The 19,245-nt window shown below is 67.1% G+C and carries 12 protein-coding genes; 4 read left to right on the top strand and 8 right to left on the bottom strand.

Annotated elements, in window-relative coordinates; translation table 11 throughout:
* The first annotated feature begins 154 nt into the window (after positions 1 to 154).
* From ACMAUO_RS08400 to ACMAUO_RS08385, 4 genes are all read left to right on the top strand, one after another.
* Positions 155 to 697, top strand: coding sequence for a con-10 family general stress protein (locus ACMAUO_RS08400; RefSeq protein ID WP_420356463.1), 543 nt, complete (start codon positions 155 to 157; stop codon positions 695 to 697).
* Positions 698 to 1,073: 376 nt separating this feature from the next.
* On the top strand, positions 1,074 to 1,634 hold the full coding sequence (locus ACMAUO_RS08395) for a DUF4142 domain-containing protein (protein ID WP_420356462.1): 561 nt from the start codon (positions 1,074 to 1,076) through the stop codon (positions 1,632 to 1,634).
* A 68-nt stretch (positions 1,635 to 1,702) separates the two neighbouring features.
* On the top strand, positions 1,703 to 2,263 hold the full coding sequence (locus ACMAUO_RS08390) for a type 1 glutamine amidotransferase domain-containing protein (protein WP_420357238.1): 561 nt from the start codon (positions 1,703 to 1,705) through the stop codon (positions 2,261 to 2,263).
* A gap of 14 nt (positions 2,264 to 2,277) precedes the next feature.
* Entirely contained in the window at positions 2,278 to 2,883 is a 606-nt protein-coding gene (locus tag ACMAUO_RS08385; protein ID WP_420356461.1) for a cysteine hydrolase family protein, read from the top strand.
* 14 nt (positions 2,884 to 2,897) lie between these two features.
* Here the strand turns inward: ACMAUO_RS08385 and ACMAUO_RS08380 are convergent, their stop codons facing one another.
* From ACMAUO_RS08380 to ACMAUO_RS08345, 8 genes are all read right to left on the bottom strand, one after another.
* Entirely contained in the window at positions 2,898 to 7,613 is a 4,716-nt protein-coding gene (locus tag ACMAUO_RS08380; protein WP_420356460.1) for an ATP-dependent helicase, read from the bottom strand.
* A gap of 82 nt (positions 7,614 to 7,695) precedes the next feature.
* The gene (locus ACMAUO_RS08375; protein ID WP_420356459.1) at positions 7,696 to 8,697 is read right to left on the bottom strand and encodes an acyltransferase family protein; all 1,002 of its coding nucleotides are present in this window, start codon (positions 8,695 to 8,697) and stop codon (positions 7,696 to 7,698) included.
* 129 nt (positions 8,698 to 8,826) lie between these two features.
* Entirely contained in the window at positions 8,827 to 10,092 is a 1,266-nt protein-coding gene (locus ACMAUO_RS08370; protein WP_420356458.1) for a cytosine permease, read from the bottom strand.
* A 162-nt stretch (positions 10,093 to 10,254) separates the two neighbouring features.
* Positions 10,255 to 12,615: a TonB-dependent receptor gene (locus tag ACMAUO_RS08365; protein WP_420356457.1), complete on the bottom strand. Its 2,361-nt coding sequence runs from the start codon at positions 12,613 to 12,615 to the stop codon at positions 10,255 to 10,257.
* 60 nt (positions 12,616 to 12,675) lie between these two features.
* Positions 12,676 to 14,244, bottom strand: a complete 1,569-nt coding sequence (locus tag ACMAUO_RS08360; RefSeq protein WP_420356456.1) for a hydantoinase B/oxoprolinase family protein — start codon at positions 14,242 to 14,244, stop codon at positions 12,676 to 12,678.
* Positions 14,241 to 15,383: a M24 family metallopeptidase gene (locus ACMAUO_RS08355; RefSeq protein ID WP_420356455.1), complete on the bottom strand. Its 1,143-nt coding sequence runs from the start codon at positions 15,381 to 15,383 to the stop codon at positions 14,241 to 14,243. The genes ACMAUO_RS08360 and ACMAUO_RS08355 overlap by 4 nt, the downstream gene beginning before the upstream one ends.
* 99 nt (positions 15,384 to 15,482) lie before the next feature.
* Positions 15,483 to 17,150 carry a hydantoinase B/oxoprolinase family protein gene (locus ACMAUO_RS08350; RefSeq protein WP_420356454.1) on the bottom strand — a complete coding sequence of 556 codons (1,668 nt, stop codon included), beginning with the start codon at positions 17,148 to 17,150 and terminating at the stop codon, positions 15,483 to 15,485.
* Positions 17,147 to 19,234: a hydantoinase/oxoprolinase family protein gene (locus ACMAUO_RS08345; protein ID WP_420356453.1), complete on the bottom strand. Its 2,088-nt coding sequence runs from the start codon at positions 19,232 to 19,234 to the stop codon at positions 17,147 to 17,149. Before ACMAUO_RS08345 ends, ACMAUO_RS08350 begins: the two co-directional genes overlap by 4 nt.
* Between the last annotated feature and the right edge of the window lie 11 nt (positions 19,235 to 19,245).

Below are 19,245 nucleotides of genomic sequence, written 5' to 3'. Positions count from 1 at the left end.
TGGGGAGGGGATATCTTTCCCGCAAGGACGGGAATTTGAAAAAATAATGCGATAAAATGGAGATATGGACGATCCTTGTGGAGTCTCAGTCTGTTGCGGACGGACTTCACGAGCGGTTGATGGCGGGCGTGGGCGGAATATCCCTGTAACATCAGTGAGTCCGCAATTTCATATTGATTCGAAAACATCATGTTTGGAAAAGAAAATTTTGAAACTTGATGCGGTAAGTCGTATTGAATCGGGCGTGGGCCGCGTCGTCCGGGATGTGCAGCGTGATGCACGGCTCGACCTTGGACTACAGGAGCATTCCATGATTTTACGCGAAAAATATCTTTCGTCCCTCGTCCGCGCGGCCGACAGTCGTGGCGGCGGAGGAGCCAGCCATAATCCGGGTAATTTTGCTCAGGATCGGGAAAAGGCGGCCGAGGCCGGCCGCAAGGGAGGGGCGCAGAGCCATGGCGGCAGTGCCGCGCACGGCACCGGTGGCGCCGAACATAAATCGGGCAATTTCGCCGATGATCCCGAACGGGCGGCCGAGGCCGGGCGCAAGGGAGGGCAGCATAGCCACGGTGGCAGTGCCGGACACAGTACCGGCGGTGCCGAGCATAAATCGGGGAATTTCGCCGATGACCCCGAAGAGGCGGCGGAAGCCGGTCGCAAGGGTGGTCATGCGTCCCATTCCCATAAGGGCACATGAGACGGGTGGCGCTCTGTCCGGCAGGGCGGCGTGACTGATATGAGGCGTGCCCGATCATAGCCCGCCTCTGGCTATTCGGTTGGGGGAACCCGGTTGGCGCACGGCGTCGGCCGGGTTTCGGCCGTTCTGTGGTGTGACCGGTGGCGAGGCGATCGGCTGGAAGAGGATCGGCTGGAAGAGAAGGCTGGGTGTGAACGGATTCTCACAAACTGGTGTAGAAGATTTTCGAAAACTGGCTTGTGTCTGGTGCTTTTGAGCTTTCGCGTGGCGCCGGGTTTTTCGGCGTTTCACAAGCGACAGGGGCATACCCGTCTGCGGTCCTGCTGCCAGGCAGGGCGGAAAACTGATCATTCAGTTGAAGGAATTCGTCATGTTCATGACAAATCGCGCTTTCCTGGCTGCGGCCGGGGGGGTGATCCTCGTCGCGCTCTCGGGTGGCGGCGGGCTGCATGCGCAATCGGTCGGCGAACGGTCCGGGGTCAATTCCCTGCTCGGTGTCAGTCCTTCTACCGCCGATTTCGTGCGGACGGCGGCATTGAGCGACATGTTCGAGATCGCGTCCGCGAAGCTGGCGCTGGATCGGAGCACGGATGCCAAGGTGCGTGCCTTTGCCCAGCGGATGCTGAAGGACCATCAGACGACGACCACGGAACTCAAGGCGGCGATTGCGGGGCGTGACACGATTGCGGCGCCGCCGACCGCCCTGGACGATGCGCATGAGACGAAGCTGAATCAGTTGCGCAATCTCAAGGGGCTTGGCTTCGATCGTCAATATCGGACCGAGCAGATTACGGCGCATGAGGACGCGGTGTCGCTGTTCACGCGCTACGGCGAAGGCAAGGAGGATCAGGCGCTGCGCGATTTTGCCACGCATGCCCTGCCGACGCTGAAGGACCATCTGCGCATGGCGCAGGCGCTGCCGATCATGCATGAGTGACGGCACGCGGATGATTCATGACGTGTCGGAATGGAAATGTCGTTATCCGGTAAGGGAGAGAAGAGATGATGTCTGACCTGAGCGGACGGAGTATCGCGATTCTGGCGACCGATGGCGTCGAGGACGTGGAACTCGTGAAGCCCGGCGAGGCGTTGCGCGAGGCTGGTGCGTTTACCGTCCTGGTTTCGCCGCAGCGGGCGGAAATACAGGCGATGGAGGCGGACGTGCATCCGGCGCGGACATATGCGGTCGAGCGGCCGGTTGCCGAGGCGCGGGCCGAGGCGTTCGATGGGCTTGTGCTGCCGGGCGGGACGACGAACCCCGACCAGTTGCGCATCGACGATGCGTCGGTGGCGTTCGTGCGGCATTTCGTCGAGACGGGCAAGCCGATCGCGGCGATCTGTCATGGCGCGTGGACATTGATCGAGGCGGGCGGCGTTGCGGGGCATCGCATGACGTCCTGGCCCTCGTTGCGGACCGACCTGAGGAATGCGGGGGCGGAGTGGGTGGACGAGGAGGTGGTGGTGGACGGCAAGCTGGTCACGTCCCGCCGGCCGGACGACCTGCCCGCTTTCTGTGCCGCCATCGTCCGGTTGTTTGCGGGCGAGCCGGCGGTGCTGTCTGCCTGAGGCGCCGCACCGCGATGTCGGACGCACTCCGCTATGGGCCTCTCGGCGCGCATTGTATTCATCTCTGCGTCGACATGCAGCGGATGTTTGCGGAAGAGACCGATTGGTACATGCCATGGATGAAGCGCGTCTGTCCGGTTGTGGAGCGGGTTGTCGCACATGCGCCGGACAGGACGATCTTTACCCGCTTCATTCCCGCCGCCCATCCGGGAGAGGGGCAGGGTACGTGGCGGCATTATTATCGGCGCTGGGCCTCGATGACGCTGGAGCATGTCGGGGAAGACATGGTGGAACTGATGCCGGCGTTGCGCCGTTTCGTGCCGCCGGCGGTGGTGGTGGACAAGCACGTTTATTCTCCCTGGATAAAGACGGACCTGCAATCGCGGCTTGCCCGGCGGGAGACGGATACGCTGATCATTACGGGTGGGGAGACCGATATCTGCGTGCTCGCGACGGTGCTCGGCGCGATCGACCGTGGGTATCGGGTCGTCATTGCGCTGGATGCGTTGTGCAGTTCGTCGGATTCCGCGCATGACGCCTCGATGCGGGTGTATCTGACGCGCTTTGGCCAGCAGGTCGAAACGGCGACGGCGGACGAAATCCTGGGCGCCTGGGGGTGATGCGTTTTTGCGCGTTACTGATGCCAGCCCAGGCCTTTCGGCATCATCGAGAAGCCGCAGGCGCGCAGGGGGGCGTCGAGGGGGGTTGTCTGCACGGGGTGGTCGTTGACCATCTCAAGCGTGAACATGAGGTGCTTTTCGCGCTTCAGCGCGGCGGCGAGGGCGGACAGGGCCGGGGTGAGCAGGTCCGTGTGGGCGGGGTCGTCCGGATCGAGATAGGTCAGCAGGGTGCGGCCGCCCTGGGTGAGGTAGAAGGCGAGGCGGTTGCCGGCGATGACGACGAAGGCGCCGGGCCGGCGTGTCGGGCGGGTCGTGGACGGGTGCGGCGGCCAGGGCAGGACGGTGCCGAACGGGTTGGCGGGGTCGGCCGCCGAGAGCGCGATGGCGAGCGGATGTGTGGTGGGGCGTTCCGCGTGCTCGCGCAGGCGGTCGATGGTCGGGCGTTCGGCGAATTGCGCGGCGCCCAGCCCTTCGACGAAGCGGCCGCGCAGGATCTGGCCGGCATCTTCCATGCTGCGGAAAATCGGCTGGAGGGACGGGAAGCCGCCGGGCACGGCTTCCGCGATGGTGGCGCCGCGCGTGACGATGCCGTAGCGGTCCAGCAGGCCCTCGGCCAGGGCCAGCGCGCGGGCGGTATCGGTGACGGCTTCGCGGGGGAGCAGCGACCAGCGGCCGGCCAGGGTGGGGTCGCCCGATGGGCGCGCGAAGGCGCCGCCATGCAGCGCCCGGTGGCGTCGTGATCGCTGGACCGGGCGGGGGCGGTGGCTGGCGCGGGCGCCCGAGCGGGCGCGGAGTGGCGACCAGCTATCGGTGGTGACATGGCCGGCCCAGGCGAGGTCCCATAACGCCGTATCGAGTTCGGATGCTGTCAGGATGGGGGTGCTGTCCCAGTCATTGTCCGGGTCCGCTGCCAGCCGGGCGGGGGCCAGCGTGGCGAGCTGGCGGGCGAAATAGGCGCCGCCATCGGCGAGAATGGCGAGGATGGCGCGCTGGATGGGGGGCAGGGCCGCCATGCGCTCGGCATCCGGCGGGGGCGGCAGGGTTTCGGCGGCGAAGTCGCGGGGATGCAGGGAGACCAGCCCGTCCTCGCCGCCGGGGGTGGCATGGCCGCACCACAGGATGGTGCCGTGGCCGATCAGTTCGTCCAGCATCGCCGGGGTGTAGTCGGGGACGCGGGCGCGGAGGATCTGGTTCTCCCACAAGGCGGGCGGCAGGGGCACGCCGGCCAGTTGTTCGATGACCCGGGCGACGCCGTCGATGCCGGCGAGCGGGCCCAGGCCGCCGGGCTCGGCGCTCAGGACGTGGCGTTCCAGCAGCAGGCGGGTATAGGCATCCTGCCCCGCCGGGCGGGTTGCCGCGCGCGCGGCTTGCAGGGCGCGCAGGCGCAGGCGCTTGAACACGTCATCGGCGACCCATTCGTGGGTTGCCAGCGGGTTGGGCGTGGGGGGCGGGGTGTCGTCCCGTGCCTCCTGCCGGCGTTCGACGCCGAAATTGCCCTTGAGCAGCTTGCCCTGGTCGCGCAGCCGGTCCAGCGCCGCGTCGGCGACCGTGACGCCGAGGCCGAACCGCTGGGCGACCGCGTGCGTCGTGAAGGGGCCATGGGTGCGGGCGTGGCGTGCGACCAGTTCGCGGAGCGGATCGGCGGTGGGGGCGAGGAAAATCTCGGGCAGGTTGGGCGGGAGGGCGACGCCCAGCGCGTCGCGCAGGCGGGCGGCGTCCTCAACGGCGGCCCAGCAGGGCTGGCCGGCGATGGTTATGGCGATGACCCGGTGGTCGGCGGCGAGGGTGGCGAGGCAGGGTTCGGCGTCGCCTTCCGCGAGGCGTTGCGCGACCTCCTGCGTCGATAACGGGCCGAGTTCGCGCAACAGGTCGGCCACGCCTTCCGGTCCCTTTGCGCGGTAGGGGGGTGTGAGGCGCTGCAATTCCTGTTCGACCTGCTCCGTGACCGTGGGGTCGAGCAGGGTGCCCAGATCGACTTCGCCGAGAAGGTCGGCCAGCAGGCCGCTATCCAGCGACAGGACCGAGGCGCGGCGTTCGGCGATCGGCGCGTCGGTCGCATACATGAACTCCGCGACGTAGCCGAACAGCAGGTCTGCCGCGAAGGGGGAGGGGATCTCGGTGGTGACTTCGACGATCCGCACCGTGCCGTCGGCGAGGCGGCGGGCCAGGCTGTCGAGGGCGGTGAGGTCGTACACGTCGCGCAGGCATTCGCGGGCGGTTTCGATCAGGATCGGGAAATCCGGGTGGTCGCGGACGATTTCCAGCAACTGGCCGGCGCGCAGCCGCTGCTGCCACAGGGGGGAGCGGTGGCCGGGGGCGCGGCGGGGCAGCAGCAGCGCGCGGGCGGCGCATTCGCGAAAGCGGGCGGCGAACAGGGCCGAGCTGCCCACGGCGTCGGTGACGATGCCACGGAGTTTTTCCGGGTCGAAGAGGAAGAGTTCCGCGCCCGGTACCTGGCCGGCGGTGTCGGGCAGGCGGGCGACGATGCCGTCGTCGCTGGCCACCACCGACGGGTCGATGCCGAACCGGCGCCGCACCCGTGCCGCGATGGCAAGCGCCCATGGGTCGTGCACGCGGCGGCCATGGGGACTGTGCAGGATCACCCGCCAGTCGCCGGATTCGTCGCGGCAGCGTTCGACCACCAGGGTACGGTCGGTCGGCAGCACGCCGGTTGCCGTGCGCTGGGCCTCGATCAGCGCCAGCAGGTTGGTGGTGGCGTTCGTGTCGAGGCCGGCTGCGCGCAGACGGGTTTCCGGGCTGGGGGTGGGGTCTTCGGCCGCCTCTCGCGTATCGGCGTCGAGCGTGGCCAGGAAGGCGCCGATCGCTTCGCCCAGTTCGGCGGGGCGTCGTACGCCGTCGCCGTGCCAGAAGGGCAGGCGGGCGGAGCGGCCCGGCGCGGGTGTTACGATGACCTGGTCGTTGGTGATCTGCTCGATGCGCCAGGAGGTGGTGCCCAGGGTGATGATGTCGTTGACGCGGGATTCGTAGACCATCTCCTCGTCGAGTTCGCCGACGCGGCGTGAGCCGGCGCGTTCCTCGCCTTCGGGCAGGACGACGGTGAAGCTGCCCCGGTCGGGGATGGTGCCGCCGCTGGTGACGGCCAGTTGCAGGGCGCCGGGACGGGGGGTCAGGAGCCCGGTTTCGCGGTTCCAGACCAGGCGCGGGCGGAAATTGGCGAAATCGTCGGAGGGGTAGCGGCCGGCCAGCATGTCCAGCGTGGCGTCGAACGCGCTGCGGGGGAGGCTGGCGAAAGGGGCGGCGCGGCGTACCGTCGCGTACCAGTCCTCGACCTGGAGCGGCGAGACGGCGACGGCCGCCACCGTCTGCTGGGCCAGGACGTCGAGCGGGTTACGGGGCGGGTCGATCGCCTCGATGCGGCCGGCGCGCATGGAGGCGACCGTGACCGTGGCATCGACCAGGTCGCGCCGGGTACGGGGATAGACCAGCCCGGCCGAGGCGCCGCCGACCTGATGGCCCGCGCGGCCCACCCGTTGCAGGCCGCTGGCCACCGAGGGTGGGGCGGCGACCTGGATCACCAGATCGACCAGCCCCATGTCGATGCCCAGTTCCAGGCTCGATGTCGCCACCACGCAGCGCAACGCGCCGGATTTGAGGGCGGTTTCGATCTCGCGGCGCTGTTCCTTGGAGACCGAGCCGTGATGGGAGCGGGCGATCAGCGGCGGCACGCCCGTTGCGCGCTTTTCGGTGCTGCCGGCGACCGAGGCGTAATGGACGGGGGGACCGGTGTCCGGTGCGTCCTGCGTGAAGCGTTCGGCGTAGAGTTCGTTGAGCCGTGCGGTGAGTTTTTCGGCCAGGCCGCGCGAATTGGTGAAGACGATCGTCGCGCTCTGGCCCAGGACCTTGTCGAGGATGCTGGCTTCGACATGCGGCCAGATGGAGCCTGCGCGCGTGCTGCGGTCTCCGTCGCCAGGCTGGCCGGTGGCCGCGAGGTTGCTCATGTCCTCTACCGGCACCACGATCGTGAGGTCGAGCCGGCGGCTGGCGGGGGGATTGACGATGGTGACCGGCCGGGCACCCCCCAGGAAATGCGCCACCCGGTCGGCGGGGCGCACGGTTGCCGACAGGCCGATCCGCTGCGCGGGTGTGGGCAGCAGGCTGTCCAGGCGTTCCAGGCTCAGGGCCAGATGCGCGCCGCGCTTGGTGGCGGCCACGGCGTGGACCTCGTCGAGGATGACCGCCTGCACGCCCCGCAACGTCTCGCGCGCCTTCGACGTGAGCATCAGGTAGAGCGATTCCGGGGTGGTGATGAGGATGTCGGGCGGCCGGCGCAGCAGGCTCGCGCGTTCGGTGGCCGGTGTGTCGCCGGTGCGCATGCCGACCGTGAGGGTGACCGGCGGGTCGCCGCGCCGGGTGCGCTCCGCCTCGACGCCGTGGAGCGGGAGGCGGAGGTTGCGCTGCACGTCGGCGCCGAGTGCCTTGATCGGTGAGATGTAGAGGATGCGTGTGGCCGGTTTTGTCTCGGATGGGGTGGCGGTGGCGTCTGCCTCGCGCTCGCGGAACAGCCGGTCGATCGCGTGCAGGAAGGCGGCCAGCGTCTTGCCGGAGCCGGTGGGGGCGATGACCAGCGCGTTCTCGCCGGCGCCGATGGCCGCCCAGGCCGCCGCCTGCACCGGTGTCGGCGACGCGAACGCGGTGGTGAACCATGCGCGGGTCGCCTGGGTGAACCCGGCCAGCGGGTCGGTGGTCGGGGGGATGGTCGGCGGCATCATTCCATGGGGTGGTTTCGTCTGCCTGCCGACGATAGGCCTTTGTCCTCCGGGCGTCCAAGGGGGTGGCGGGATGCCGGGCGGGTCAGCCCTGTGCCTGTCGGCCCAGGGTTTTCTGGAGGTGCATGGTGATCACGCTTGCCGCCAGCAGGCTGCCGAGGACCAGGGCGAAGCCTGCGGCGCTGCCGGCGAAGGCGGGGCGCAGCGTGAAAATACTGTCCGCGAAGCGCCAGAGCATCATGACGGGGTAGCCGAGCAGGTAGAGGGCGAGCGTGTTCCGTTCGGCGAAGGGTGCGACGGCTTCGAGCCAGGCGGGACGCGCGCATGACGCGGCGGACCAGACCAGCAGGGGGACGCCGAGACCCAGCAATGGCCAGCCGATGAGGTGGATCTTCGGCAGGTGCATGCCGATGAAGAGCGCCAGGACGCCGAGCGGGGGGATCTTGGCAGTGCGTGCGCCGTAGCGGCTGTGGAGGTGCCACAGCAACGCGCCACCGGCGAAGCCCATGATCATGCGTGGCCAGCCGCCCCAGTAATGCACCGTGGCCCAGCCCGCGTTGGGATCGCGCCAGAATGCGCCGAGCACGAGATAGGTGGATGCCGCGCCGATCCATAAGGCGAGCAGCCGCCCGGGAGATTTTTGAACGCGCAGGTACGCCAGAAGCGCGAATCCGAACAGTTCCAGCACGATGGCCCAGCTTGGCGGATTGAGCGGGAAGACCGAGCCGTGAACGAGTGTCGAGAAGAAGGGCAGCAGGACGAGGCCCGAGAAGAAGGCGGCGAGCCAGTTCGCGATCGTCCATCCTTGCGCGTGGGTGAGGGCGAGGGGGGTGAACGAACAGAAGCCGGCGACGAGGGCCAGGGCATAGATCGGGTAGATATGGGCGATGCGGCTGGCGACAATCCGCCATCTGGCCGTGCCGGCAACGGCGGGCCGGGCCAGGTAGCCCATCGCGATGAAGCCCTCGATCATGAAGAAGATGTCGATGGCGATCTGCCCCTGCGGCCATAATTGCCCGACATAGGGTTCCGACCAGTGGCCGGCGAAAATGCTGAGACCGACGAGCATGCGCAGCATCTGAAGCATCGGGGGGCCTTCGGTCTTTCCGGGCGTGGACGGAGCATCCTGGCCGCAACCCGCCGGCGGGCATTTCGTTGCGTGTGGCTACAATTTCGTGAAAGGACCTTTCGTTGCGCGGCGGGGCGCGTCGGGTGGTCAGATGGCTGGGTCGGATGTCGTGAGGCGGCCGTACAGGCTGGTGACCGTCATGATGCTGGCCGAGACCAGCAGCCCGTCGAAGGTGGGAATGTCCGTCAGGCTCGTCATGCCGCATTCGGACAGGGCGCCGGCGATGCCGCCGCATAGCCATGCCAGGATCGCGGCATGCTGCCTGCCCGCCGCCGCGCGGCCGGCATTGTCCGGGAGGCCGATCAGGGCATCCACGATCAGGATGGCGGCGATCGGCGGCAGGACGATGCCGAGCAGGAGCAGGAAGCGCACATAGGCATCGGTCAGGCCCCCGAGTTCCAGAATGCCGCCGACGATGCCGCTGCCGAGTACATAGGGCCATAGGCGGCGGCCCTGGAACAGGTTTGCCAGGGCGAGGCTGCCGGAATAGAGGCAGGCCGAGGCGTCGATCCACGCGCTGAGAACCAGCACCAGCAGCGCGGGGATGCCGAAGCCCAGCGCGACGAGGGCGGAGACGAGGTCGGGCCGCCCCAGGGCCAGCGAGGGGATGCCCGAGGCGATCATGATGACCGGATAGGCCAGCCCCAGCGCGGCCACGACGGCGGTGGCGGCGCCGCGCGCCGACCGTACGAAGCGGCTGTAATCCGGCTGGATGATGATGCCGACGACGTAGGAGCCGATCATCGCCGAGACGGCCCCCCCGAAGGTGAGGGCGTGGGTGCCGCCATGCAGGGCGGCGGCCGGCAGGGCATGCCATGTGCGTGCGATGCCGGCGATCAGCCCGAGGGCCACGACCGGAATGACGACCTGGCCGATCCGTTCGAGACCGCGGGCGCCCATGCAGGTGCCGATGACGATGCCGATGCCGGCGAGGGCCGATACCAGATGCGGGGAGACGTGGAGATGGAACTGCTCGCTGAGTGCCGGCGCCGCCGTGCTGCCCAGCAGCCCGATCGTGGCCCCGAACCAGCCGACCAGCGAGACGCCGATGACCGTGCGGACGATGACGGCACCGTAAGGGCCGAAGATGCGCAGGCTCAGAAGGGAGAGGCTCATGCCCGTGGCGGCACCGAGCCAGGAGGTGAAGGCGGCCAGCAGCGCCGTCATCAGGGCGCTGGCGATGATCGCGGCGATGCCGTCATGAAGACCGAGGGCCGAGAGGATGCGCGCGGAGAGGACGAAGCCGGGCAGGCCGCACTGCGTGCCCGCGACGATGAAGAAGATCCGCCATGCCGAGCCGCGTTCGGCCTCGGGCACGGCGTTGGCGGTATGTTCGTCGTGCGTCGCGTGCATGCGCGTCTCCTGCGTGAAAGAGGCGGTTTGAAAAGTCGGCCTGCCGCGCGAGAGTGCCGCGAAGCACGGAAAATGCGCGTCGGGTCGCAGGCAGGTGATTTTCCAAGCAGCATCAGAAGCCGGGGAGCCGTGCGGTGAGGCCGCACGGCTCCCTGTGGAGGGTCAGTAGGTGTACTGGATCTCGCCCCCCAGCATGCGCGGTTCGGCCGGCTGCGCGAAGCCGCCGGAGACATACTCGGCGTTGTAGCGGGTGTCCGTCAGGTTGTTGACGTAGAAGGTGGCGGACCATTTCCGGTTGGGGCTTTCGACGCCGACCTGCAGGTTATAGAGATTGAAGGCGCTGCGCGGTGTCGCGTTTTCCGGGTCCCAATACTGCTTGCCCTTGGCTTCGACGTCGAAGCGGCCGAAGAAGCCGAGCCAGCGGTTGAAGGCATGGTGGTATTGCACGCCGATATTGGCGGTGAATTCCGGAATATAGGGTGCCCAGTTGCCCTGGTCGGCGCGGTCGAACGTGTATTTGGTGATCGAGCTGTGGGTGTAGCCGCCATTGGCGAACACATCCAGGCCGGGAAGGATGGAATATTTGGCCTCCAGTTCGCCGCCCGTCAGGTGGATCTTGTTGATGTTGACCAGGATCTGCGCGCCGACCGAGCCGACGAACAGGAAGTAGAACGAGTTGCGGTCGCGCGTGTCGAAGAAGGAGCCGTTCAGGGTCAGGCGATTATGGAACCATTGGCTCTTGAAGCCGGCCTCGACCGTGTTCGCCACCTCGGGTTTCACGGTATTGTAGACGCCCGGCAGGTTCGCGGCCTCCGCCGTGCCGCTCTGGTTGAACTGGCCGCTGCGGAAACCGATGCCGTAATCGACGAAGAAGGTCAGGTTCGGGTTGACGTGATAGGTCAGCGTGCCCTTGGGCTGGCCCTGCTTGAACCAGCGCGTGCGCTGGCAGGACCCGCCCGACATGGTGCAGCCGGTGGGCACGCCGCCGCTGCTTTCCGGATTCACGTACTGGTTCAGCGAGTTCCAGTCGTACCGGTAGCCGAATTCCGCCGTCAGGTTCTTGAGAATGTCATAGGACAGATGGCCGAAGAGCGCGAAGTCCTGGTTGTGGTCCGAATTGCCGAAATAGGTCAGTGTCTGGTTGGGCGCGTATCCGTAGAGCGGCGAGGTGCTGACACGGGCGATGCCGCTGCCGGTATCCGCCCCGGTGGTGGAGGCCAGATAGTCGCGTGTATCGAGGAAATAGCCGCCGCCCATCCAGCGGAAACGGCGATCGGAGCGTGACGTGACGCGGAATTCGTCTTCCCACGACGTATTCTGGGCCCACTGGGTCTGTGTGCCGTCATAGCCCGAACCGCGCGTGGCGGTGTAGGGGAACTGGTCGGTGCCGATATATTCGTTGATCTTCACCCAGCCCAGCGTATTGGAGAAGGTCGCGAAGGGTTTTGTATAAACCAGGCGGAACGAGGCGTTGCGGATGTCGCGCTGGTTGTAGCCCCGGTTGTTGGCGCAGAATGTGCGGCTGACATTGTTCGCATCCGGCGCGGGACCGCCGAACGGGTTCGTCGGGTCCAGGAAGCAGGGCTGGCTCGGGTCGTATTTGGCGGACTGGTAGTGATAGTTGTTGGCGCCGCCCTGGGTTTCGTCGAAGCCGACGCGGAAGTCGGCGGTCAGGTCGTCAGTGATGACGGCCTTGATGTGGCCGCGGCCGGTATATTCGTTGGAGCGATCGACGGTCTTGTGCAGATAGACGTTTTCCAGCAGGCCGCCGAAGGAATGTTCGCTGAAATTGACGTCGTAGAACAGGCGGTCCTTCACGATCGGGCCGGCGAAGGACACCTTGCCCCGGTAGTCGGCGCCGTTGCCGAACTGGGCGTCGGCATGGGCGTAGAAGGTGTTCGTCGGCTGGCGCGTATTGATGACGATGGCGCCGCCGATGGCGTTGCGGCCCCACAGGTCGCCCTGCGGGCCGCGCAGCACCTCGATCTGGCCGACATCATAGAGATCCTGCGTGAACTGGCGGGAATCCATCTGCTGCACCCCGTCCACGATCACCGCGACCGGGCTCTGGCCGTTGCGGACCTGGGTGATGCCGCGAATGGTGATGAAGGACACGCCGGCCTGCTGCGCCTGGGTGATGGAGACGTTCGGGGTGAGAGCGATGAAGTCGCTGACCCCCTGGATATGCGCGTCCTTGATGTTGGCCGCCGTGAAGACGGTGGCCGAGACGGGGGCGGATTGCAGTTTCTGCTGGCGCGACAGGCCGGTGACGACGATGGCTTCGGACTGGGGATTCGGCTGTGCTGGTGCCGCCACGGCGGCCTGGGCGCTGTCCGCGTTTGTCTTTGCCTTTGCCTTCGCCGCCGGGGTGGTGGCCGGCTTGCCGGTCTGCCCCTGCCGTTTGGCCGGGGGATCGCTGGCGGTGTCGACCGCGGCGAAGGCGTTTTCCACCCCCGCGGGCACCAGCCCGAGCGAGAAGACGGACGCCAGAATGACCTGCTTTTTCGATATGTATTTTCTCATGATTTCCACCTGATATCCGCGTGATGTCGTGATGCGGCGTGTCGTTGTTTCCGGGCGCGGTCAGCCATCCGCGCCGGCGCCCCATGCCCCGCCGTTCGCCGTGCCGATTTCGATCCTGTCGCCGGGCTGGAGCGACAGGCCGGATACGAAGGCGTGGCTTTCCGTGCGGCCGTCGGTGCGTGTGATGGCCAGGCGGTTCACGCCGCCCGGCCCCCCGCCGGCCGATCCCCATGCCGGCTGGCGCGTCCGGCTGTAGCCCGCCGAAAGAATGGCCTTTGCCCGGACGCCGTAGCACATCGACAGTCCCTGGCCGCCGGGATGCCGTCCGGCTGGTGCCGGGGCCGGATTCAGGCGGCGATAGAGAACGTCGAGACCGTAGCGGCTTTCGACAATTTCGGCGGGACAGTTGAATGTCTCGCCATGGCATGCGGAATAGAGCGCGGTTTCGCCTTCTCGTTCCGCGGTCGCTCCCCACCCTCCCATCTGCGGTTCCACCATCGTGAAACGACGGCCCGTATCCGGGTGGAGCCCGGCGACGACGGTGCCGCAGATCGAACTGAAATGACCCGCCGGCAGGCGATCGGGCATGGCCTGCGCGATGCAGTGCCACAGCAGATCGTACAGCCCGATCCGGATCTCGAAATAATAGCCATGCGGGACCGTGCCGTCCGCGTGGAAGATCGTGCCGGGGCGCGTGAGGACCTCCAGCGGCCGGAACGAGCCCGCATTGGCGGCGGGCGTCGGGTCGGCCAGGGCCTTCAGGATCATCTGGGCGGCGATGACCGCGCCGTCGCGCGTGGTGTTGTAGGGGGCCGCGCGCTGGTCCGGCGCATCGCGCAGGTCGACGGTCATCCGCTCGGCGGTGATCGTGACGGTGACCGACCACGGGGTGCCGTCATCGCGGGTTTCGGTCAGCGAGAATGTGCCGTGGGGCAGGGCGGCCAGGCCGGACAGGACGCGGGCCTCCCCTTCCGCGAACAGATGGTCGACGGCGTCGCGATAGGCTGCCTGTCCGTACTGGCCGACCATGTCGACCAGCCGGCGCGCGGCCAGGCGGGACGCGGCGATCTGGGCCCACAGGTCGCCCCGGACGAAATCCGGCAGGCGGCTGTTGGCCGCGATGATGTCGAACACCGCATCCAGTTGCCTTCCCGCCGCGCACAGGCGCACGGCGGGAAGGCGCAGCCCTTCCTGGAAGATCTCGGTCGCGTCGGTCGACATGGAGCCGATGACCAGGCCGCCGATATCGTTCCAGTGGGCGATGGAGGCGGTCCAGGCGATCAGTTGCCCTTCGGCGAAGACCGGCAGTGCCACGACGACGTCGTTGAGGTGCGTGACGCCGCCGTGATAGGGATCGTTCGTCACGAACATGTCGCCTTCGCGCAGGCTGTCGCGGGGATGGACGGACAGGATCCATTTCACGCTCTTGTCCAGGACGCCGACGAAGGTGGGAATGCCGGCGCCGGAACTGAGGAGATTGCCGTCGGCATCGGTGATGCCGGTGCCGACATCCAGCACCTCGTAGATGACGGGGCTCATCGCCGTCTTCTTCAGGATGGCGAACATCTCCTCGGCCGCCGAGGCGATGACGGACTGGATGACGGTGCGTGTGATCGTGTCAGCGGTCATCGGTCTGATCCTGGGGTCCGGTCCTGGCTGCGGGGCGCGATCCGGGAAAGCGCCCGGGGCAGGGCGGAGAGGATTTCCGGCCCGTCGTCGCGCAGGATGACGATTTCCTCCAGGCGTATGCCGAAACGGCCTGGCAGGTAGATCCCGGGCTCGATGGAAAACACCATGCCGGCTTCGAGAACTGTTTCGGACGTTTCGGTGATGAAGGGCGCCTCGTGCCCTTCCATGCCCAGGCCGTGGCCGGTGCGGTGAACGAAATACGGCCCGTAGCCCGCCTGTTCGATCACGCCGCGCGCGGCCCGGTCGACCGAAGAGGCCGTTGCGCCGGGGCGGGCGGCCTTCAGCGCCGCCTGTACGGCGTCCTCCACGATCGCATGGATTTCCCCGTAGCCTTCCGGTTCATGCTCCAATACCGCCATGCGGGTGATGTCGCTGCAATAGCCGTCGCGGCGGGCGCCGATATCGATGACGACGGCATCGCCCGGCGACAGCACGGCGGCGCCCGTATGGTGGTGGGGCAGGGCGCCGTTCGGGCCCGTGGCGACGATGGCGAACTTGACCTTCGCGCCCTCGGCGGCGAAGGCCCCGGCTATGGCCTCCGCCACCTCCGCTTCGGTCAGACCCGGACGGATGGTCGCCAGGGCATGCAGCATGGCGCGGTCGGCGATCGCGGCATTTTCCTTGAGGAGCCTGTATTCCTCCTGGTCCTTCAGCATCCGCACCGCGCCGGCGACGTCGCGGGCCATCACCACGTTGGCGCCCGGCAGCCGGTCGAGGACGGCCAGGGCGAAATCGGTCCGCATGGCCTCGTCGAGGGCGACGCGGAGGGGCGTGGCGGACGGGGGGCAGGTCGCGGCCAGGGCCGTGTCCAGGGCCCGCGCGGGGCCCTGTGCGTCGGTCCAGATGGCGACGGGCAGGTCGCAACGTGCCTGGGTGTCCGCCGCGTTCAGCGCCGGCATGACGAACATGGCCTGCTGCGGCCCGACCAGCAGCAGCGACACGCGCTCATCCGGGTAGGGGTGAAAGCCCAGCAGCCATTCGACATAGGTGCCGGGACCCAGGACCAGCAGGTCCACCCCGTCGTCCGCCATGCGGCGCCTGAGGCGCGCAAGTCGTTGCTTTATCGTAATATATTGCATGATCACCCACCTTTCGGCCGTCCGGCTGCCATCCGGACCTGTCCATTCACACTGGCAGGGAAGAGGGTTCGTCTTCCGGCATTGGCATGCCGGCGACGGTCAGGTCATGTAGACGTGCTGCGCATGTTCGGCGGTGATCAGGCCGTTCTTCACGTCCCGGGCCACCAGGGCGGGATCGCGCAGGGCGGGATTGCCATAGCCGCCGCCGGTGCCGGTGACGATGCGGATCACGTCGCCCTTGTCCACGCGCAGGCCGGAGACGAAGGCATGGCGCTCCTGCGTGCCGTCGCGGCGCAGGATCAGCGCGTAGTTGCCCGTTCCCTCATGCCCCTCTTTCAGGGACCACGGCATGATGCGCGAGCGCGTATAGCCGATCGTCAGGAAGGAATTGTCCTGGCGCACGCCATAGTCGATGACGATGCCGCGCCCGCCGCACCACTGGCCCTCGCCGCCCGGCCCGGTATGCAGCGCCATCCGGCCGATATGCAGGCCGTTGCGGGCTTCGGAAATCTCGGCGGGGCAATTGTAGGTTTCGCCGTGGAAGCCCGAGAACAGGGCGCTGTTGCCGTCATGCCCCTCGCGGCCGCCCCAGCCGCCGATCTGCGGTTCGATGATGGTGTATTGCCGGCCCGTATCGGGATGGATGCCGCCGATGAAGGTGCCGCCGATCGTGGCGAAATGCCCGGCCCCGAGGCGCTCGGGCATGTGCTGCGCCAGGCAGCGCCAGATCAGGTCGAAGACGCGCACTTCGGTTTCGAAATAGAAGCCGATCGCGGCGGGTTCGCGCGCATGGAAGACCGAGCCTTCGCGCGTCAGCAGGCGGATCGGCCGGAAGGTGCCGTCATTGGCCGGCGACTGGGGGTCGCACAGCGCCTTGAGCATCATCTGCGCGCAGATCATCGCGCCGTCGCGGCTGGTGTTGGTGGGGCCGACGTCCTGATCGGGGTTGTTGCGCAGGTCGACGACGAACTCGGTCGGTGAGATCGTGACCTTTACGTTGTAGACGCGGCCGTCATCCTGCTCCTCGTCCAGTGCGAAGGTGCCGTGGGGCAGGGAGGCGAGGGTGGAAAGCGTGACCTTCTCGCCGAAGGTCATGAACCCTTCCATCGCGGTTTCGAATGTCGCGACGCCGTATTTCGTCGCCAGTTCCGTCAGGCGGCGGGCGCCGATCCGCACGGCGGCGATGGCGGCCCAGAGATCGCCTTCCAGAAAGTTCGGCATCCGCGAGTTGCAGCGCAGGATCGCGAAGACCGACTCGTTCGCCTCGCCGGCGTCGATCAGGCGGATGGCCGGCAGGCGCAGGCCCTCCTGGAAGATTTCGGTCGCCTGGACCGAAAGGGAGCCGGGTGCCATGCCACCGACATCGGAATTATGGGCGATGTTCGCGGTCCAGGCGATGATGCGCCCTTCCGCGAAGACCGGCATGGCGACCACCAGGTCGTTCAGGTGGGTTACGCCGCCATAATAGGGGTCGTTGGTGATGAAGACGTCACCCGGGCGGATCGTCTCCTGCGGGAACTTGGCCAGCAGGACCTGGACGGCCTTGTCCAGCACGCCGACGAACGAGGGAATGCCTGCGCCTGACGAGGCGATGCGGCCCCGTGCATCGAGGATGCCCGTCCCCATGTCGAGGACTTCGTAGATGATCGAACTCATCGCCGTCTTGCGCATCGTGGCGAACATCTCGTCCGCCACGGCCTGGAGCGAGTTCTGGATGATCTCCAGCGTGATCGGGTCGTGGCCGGCCGGGCCCGTGCTGTCGTTCATGCGGCTTCTCCGGAAGCGAGAAGGATATGAAGATTGCCGTATCCGTCGACGGATACGCCGTTGCCGGGATGGATCACGATGGTGGTGCCGCTGTCCTCGACGATGGCGGGGCCCTGGAAACGCATGCCGGGGGCAAGCCGGTCGCCGTCATAGATCGCCGCGTCGTGCAGGCCGTCCTGCGCGTAATCCACCTGTCGCCTGCCCTTCAGCGCGCCATCGGCGTCGGGCGGGCCGCAGGGCTTTTCCTTCATGTCCAGCTTGCCGACGGCGGCCGAGGCCACCAGGTGCACGCCGACCATCTCGACGGGCGCATCCAGGCGGTAGGTATATTCGCGCTCGTAGGTCTGGTGGAAGGCCGCCAGGATATCGGCCAGATGTCCGGCGGCGAGGTCGCCGGCGGGGATCTGCACCTCGGTGGTATGTTCCTGGTTCTGGTAACGCAGTTTCACGTAGCGGATGAAGCGGATGGTCTCCGCCGGCACGCTTTCCTGGACGAAGCGTTCGGTGGCGGCGGACTCGATCTCGGCGAACAGGGTGCCGATCGCGTTTTCGGCGCCGTCCGCCATGTCCATCAGGCGCGTCACGAAATAATCGTGCCGCAGGTCGGACATCATCATGCCCCAGGCCGAGAACACGGACGCGCTGGCGGGGATGACGACCTTGCGCACGCCGAGTTCCATGCCCAGCGCGACCGCGTGCATCGCGCCGCCGCCGCCGAAGGCGACCAGCGTGAAGTCGCGCGGGTCGAAGCCCCGGTTCAGCGAAATCAGCTTCAGCGCGTTGGTCATGTTGTTGTTGGCAATGCGGATAATGCCGCGCGCCACGTCGGTGGTGGAGATGCCGATCTTCGCGCCGAGCGCCTCCAGCGCCCGTTCGGCGGCTTCCATGTCGGCCTTTACCGACCCGCCGCAGAAATAATCGCGGTTGATGCGGCCCAGCCAGAGATTCGCATCGGTCGTCGTCGCGTCGGTGCCGCCTCGGCCGTACGCGGCGGGGCCGGGGCTGGCGCCAGCGGATTTGGGCCCGACATGGAGTTTGGCGAATTCGTCGACCCAGGCGATGGAACCGCCGCCATTGCCGATTTCCACCAGGTCGACCACCGGCACCATGATCGGATAACCGGCCGAGGTCCGGTCCCGCTCGATCCAGTAATCGGTCATGATCCGGACCTGGCCGTTCTCGATCAGCGAGCATTTGGCCGTGGTGCCGCCGATATCGAGCGCCAGCACGTTCGGCTCGCCGATCATCCGCCCCAGTTCGGCGGCGCCCCAGAAGCCGGAGGCGGGGCCGGATTCGACCATCGTGATCGGGGTCGCGGCGGTGGAATCGACGGAATCGACGCCGCAATTGGACTGCATGATGAAGAGGTTGCCGGCAAAGCCGCGATCGGTCAGGCCGCTGCGCAGGCGCGACAGGTAGCGTTCGGCCACAGGCTGGACATAGGCCGACAGGACGGTCGTGTTCGTCCGTTCATATTCCCGCCATTCGCGGGTGATCTGATGCGACGCGACGACGGAAACCTCGGGCCACAGTCGCCGGATTTCGGCTGAAACGGCCTGTTCGTGCGACGGATTGGCATAGGAATGCAGGAAGCAGATCGCGATGGCCTGCACGCCTTCGGCACGAAACGTCTCGACGATCGACGGCAGAGTGGCCATATCGAGCGGCGTGGATTCCTCGCCCTTGTAGGACAGCCGGCCCGGCAGTTCCGCGCGCAGGTGGCGGGGCACGAACGGCGGCGGCTTGCGGTAGTTGAGGTTGAAGAAATCGGGCCGGTTTCCACGGGCGATTTCCAGGATGTCCCGAAAGCCCTCGGTGCTGATCAGGCCGACCTTCGCGCCCTTGCGCTCGGTCAGCGCGTTGATGACCACCGTTGTGCCGTGGGCGAGAAAATCGATCGCGCTGGCCGTTATCCCGGCCTTTTCGATGACGTTCAGAACCCCCTGCTCGAAGTTGGGGGGCGTCGTATCCGACTTGGCCGTCAGGACATGCGACTCGCCTGTGGCATGATCGGTCTCGAAACAGACCAGATCCGTGAATGTTCCGCCGACATCCGTTGTTACCCGGATCGTTTTCCGTGACATGATCCGATCTC

The sequence above is a fragment of the Gluconacetobacter brunescens genome (genome assembly GCF_048695475.1).
In the GTDB taxonomy this organism is placed as follows: Bacteria; Pseudomonadota; Alphaproteobacteria; order Acetobacterales; family Acetobacteraceae; genus Gluconacetobacter.
The sequence above is the reverse complement of the archived record's forward strand: the minus strand, read 5'-3'. Positions and strand labels throughout refer to the sequence as shown.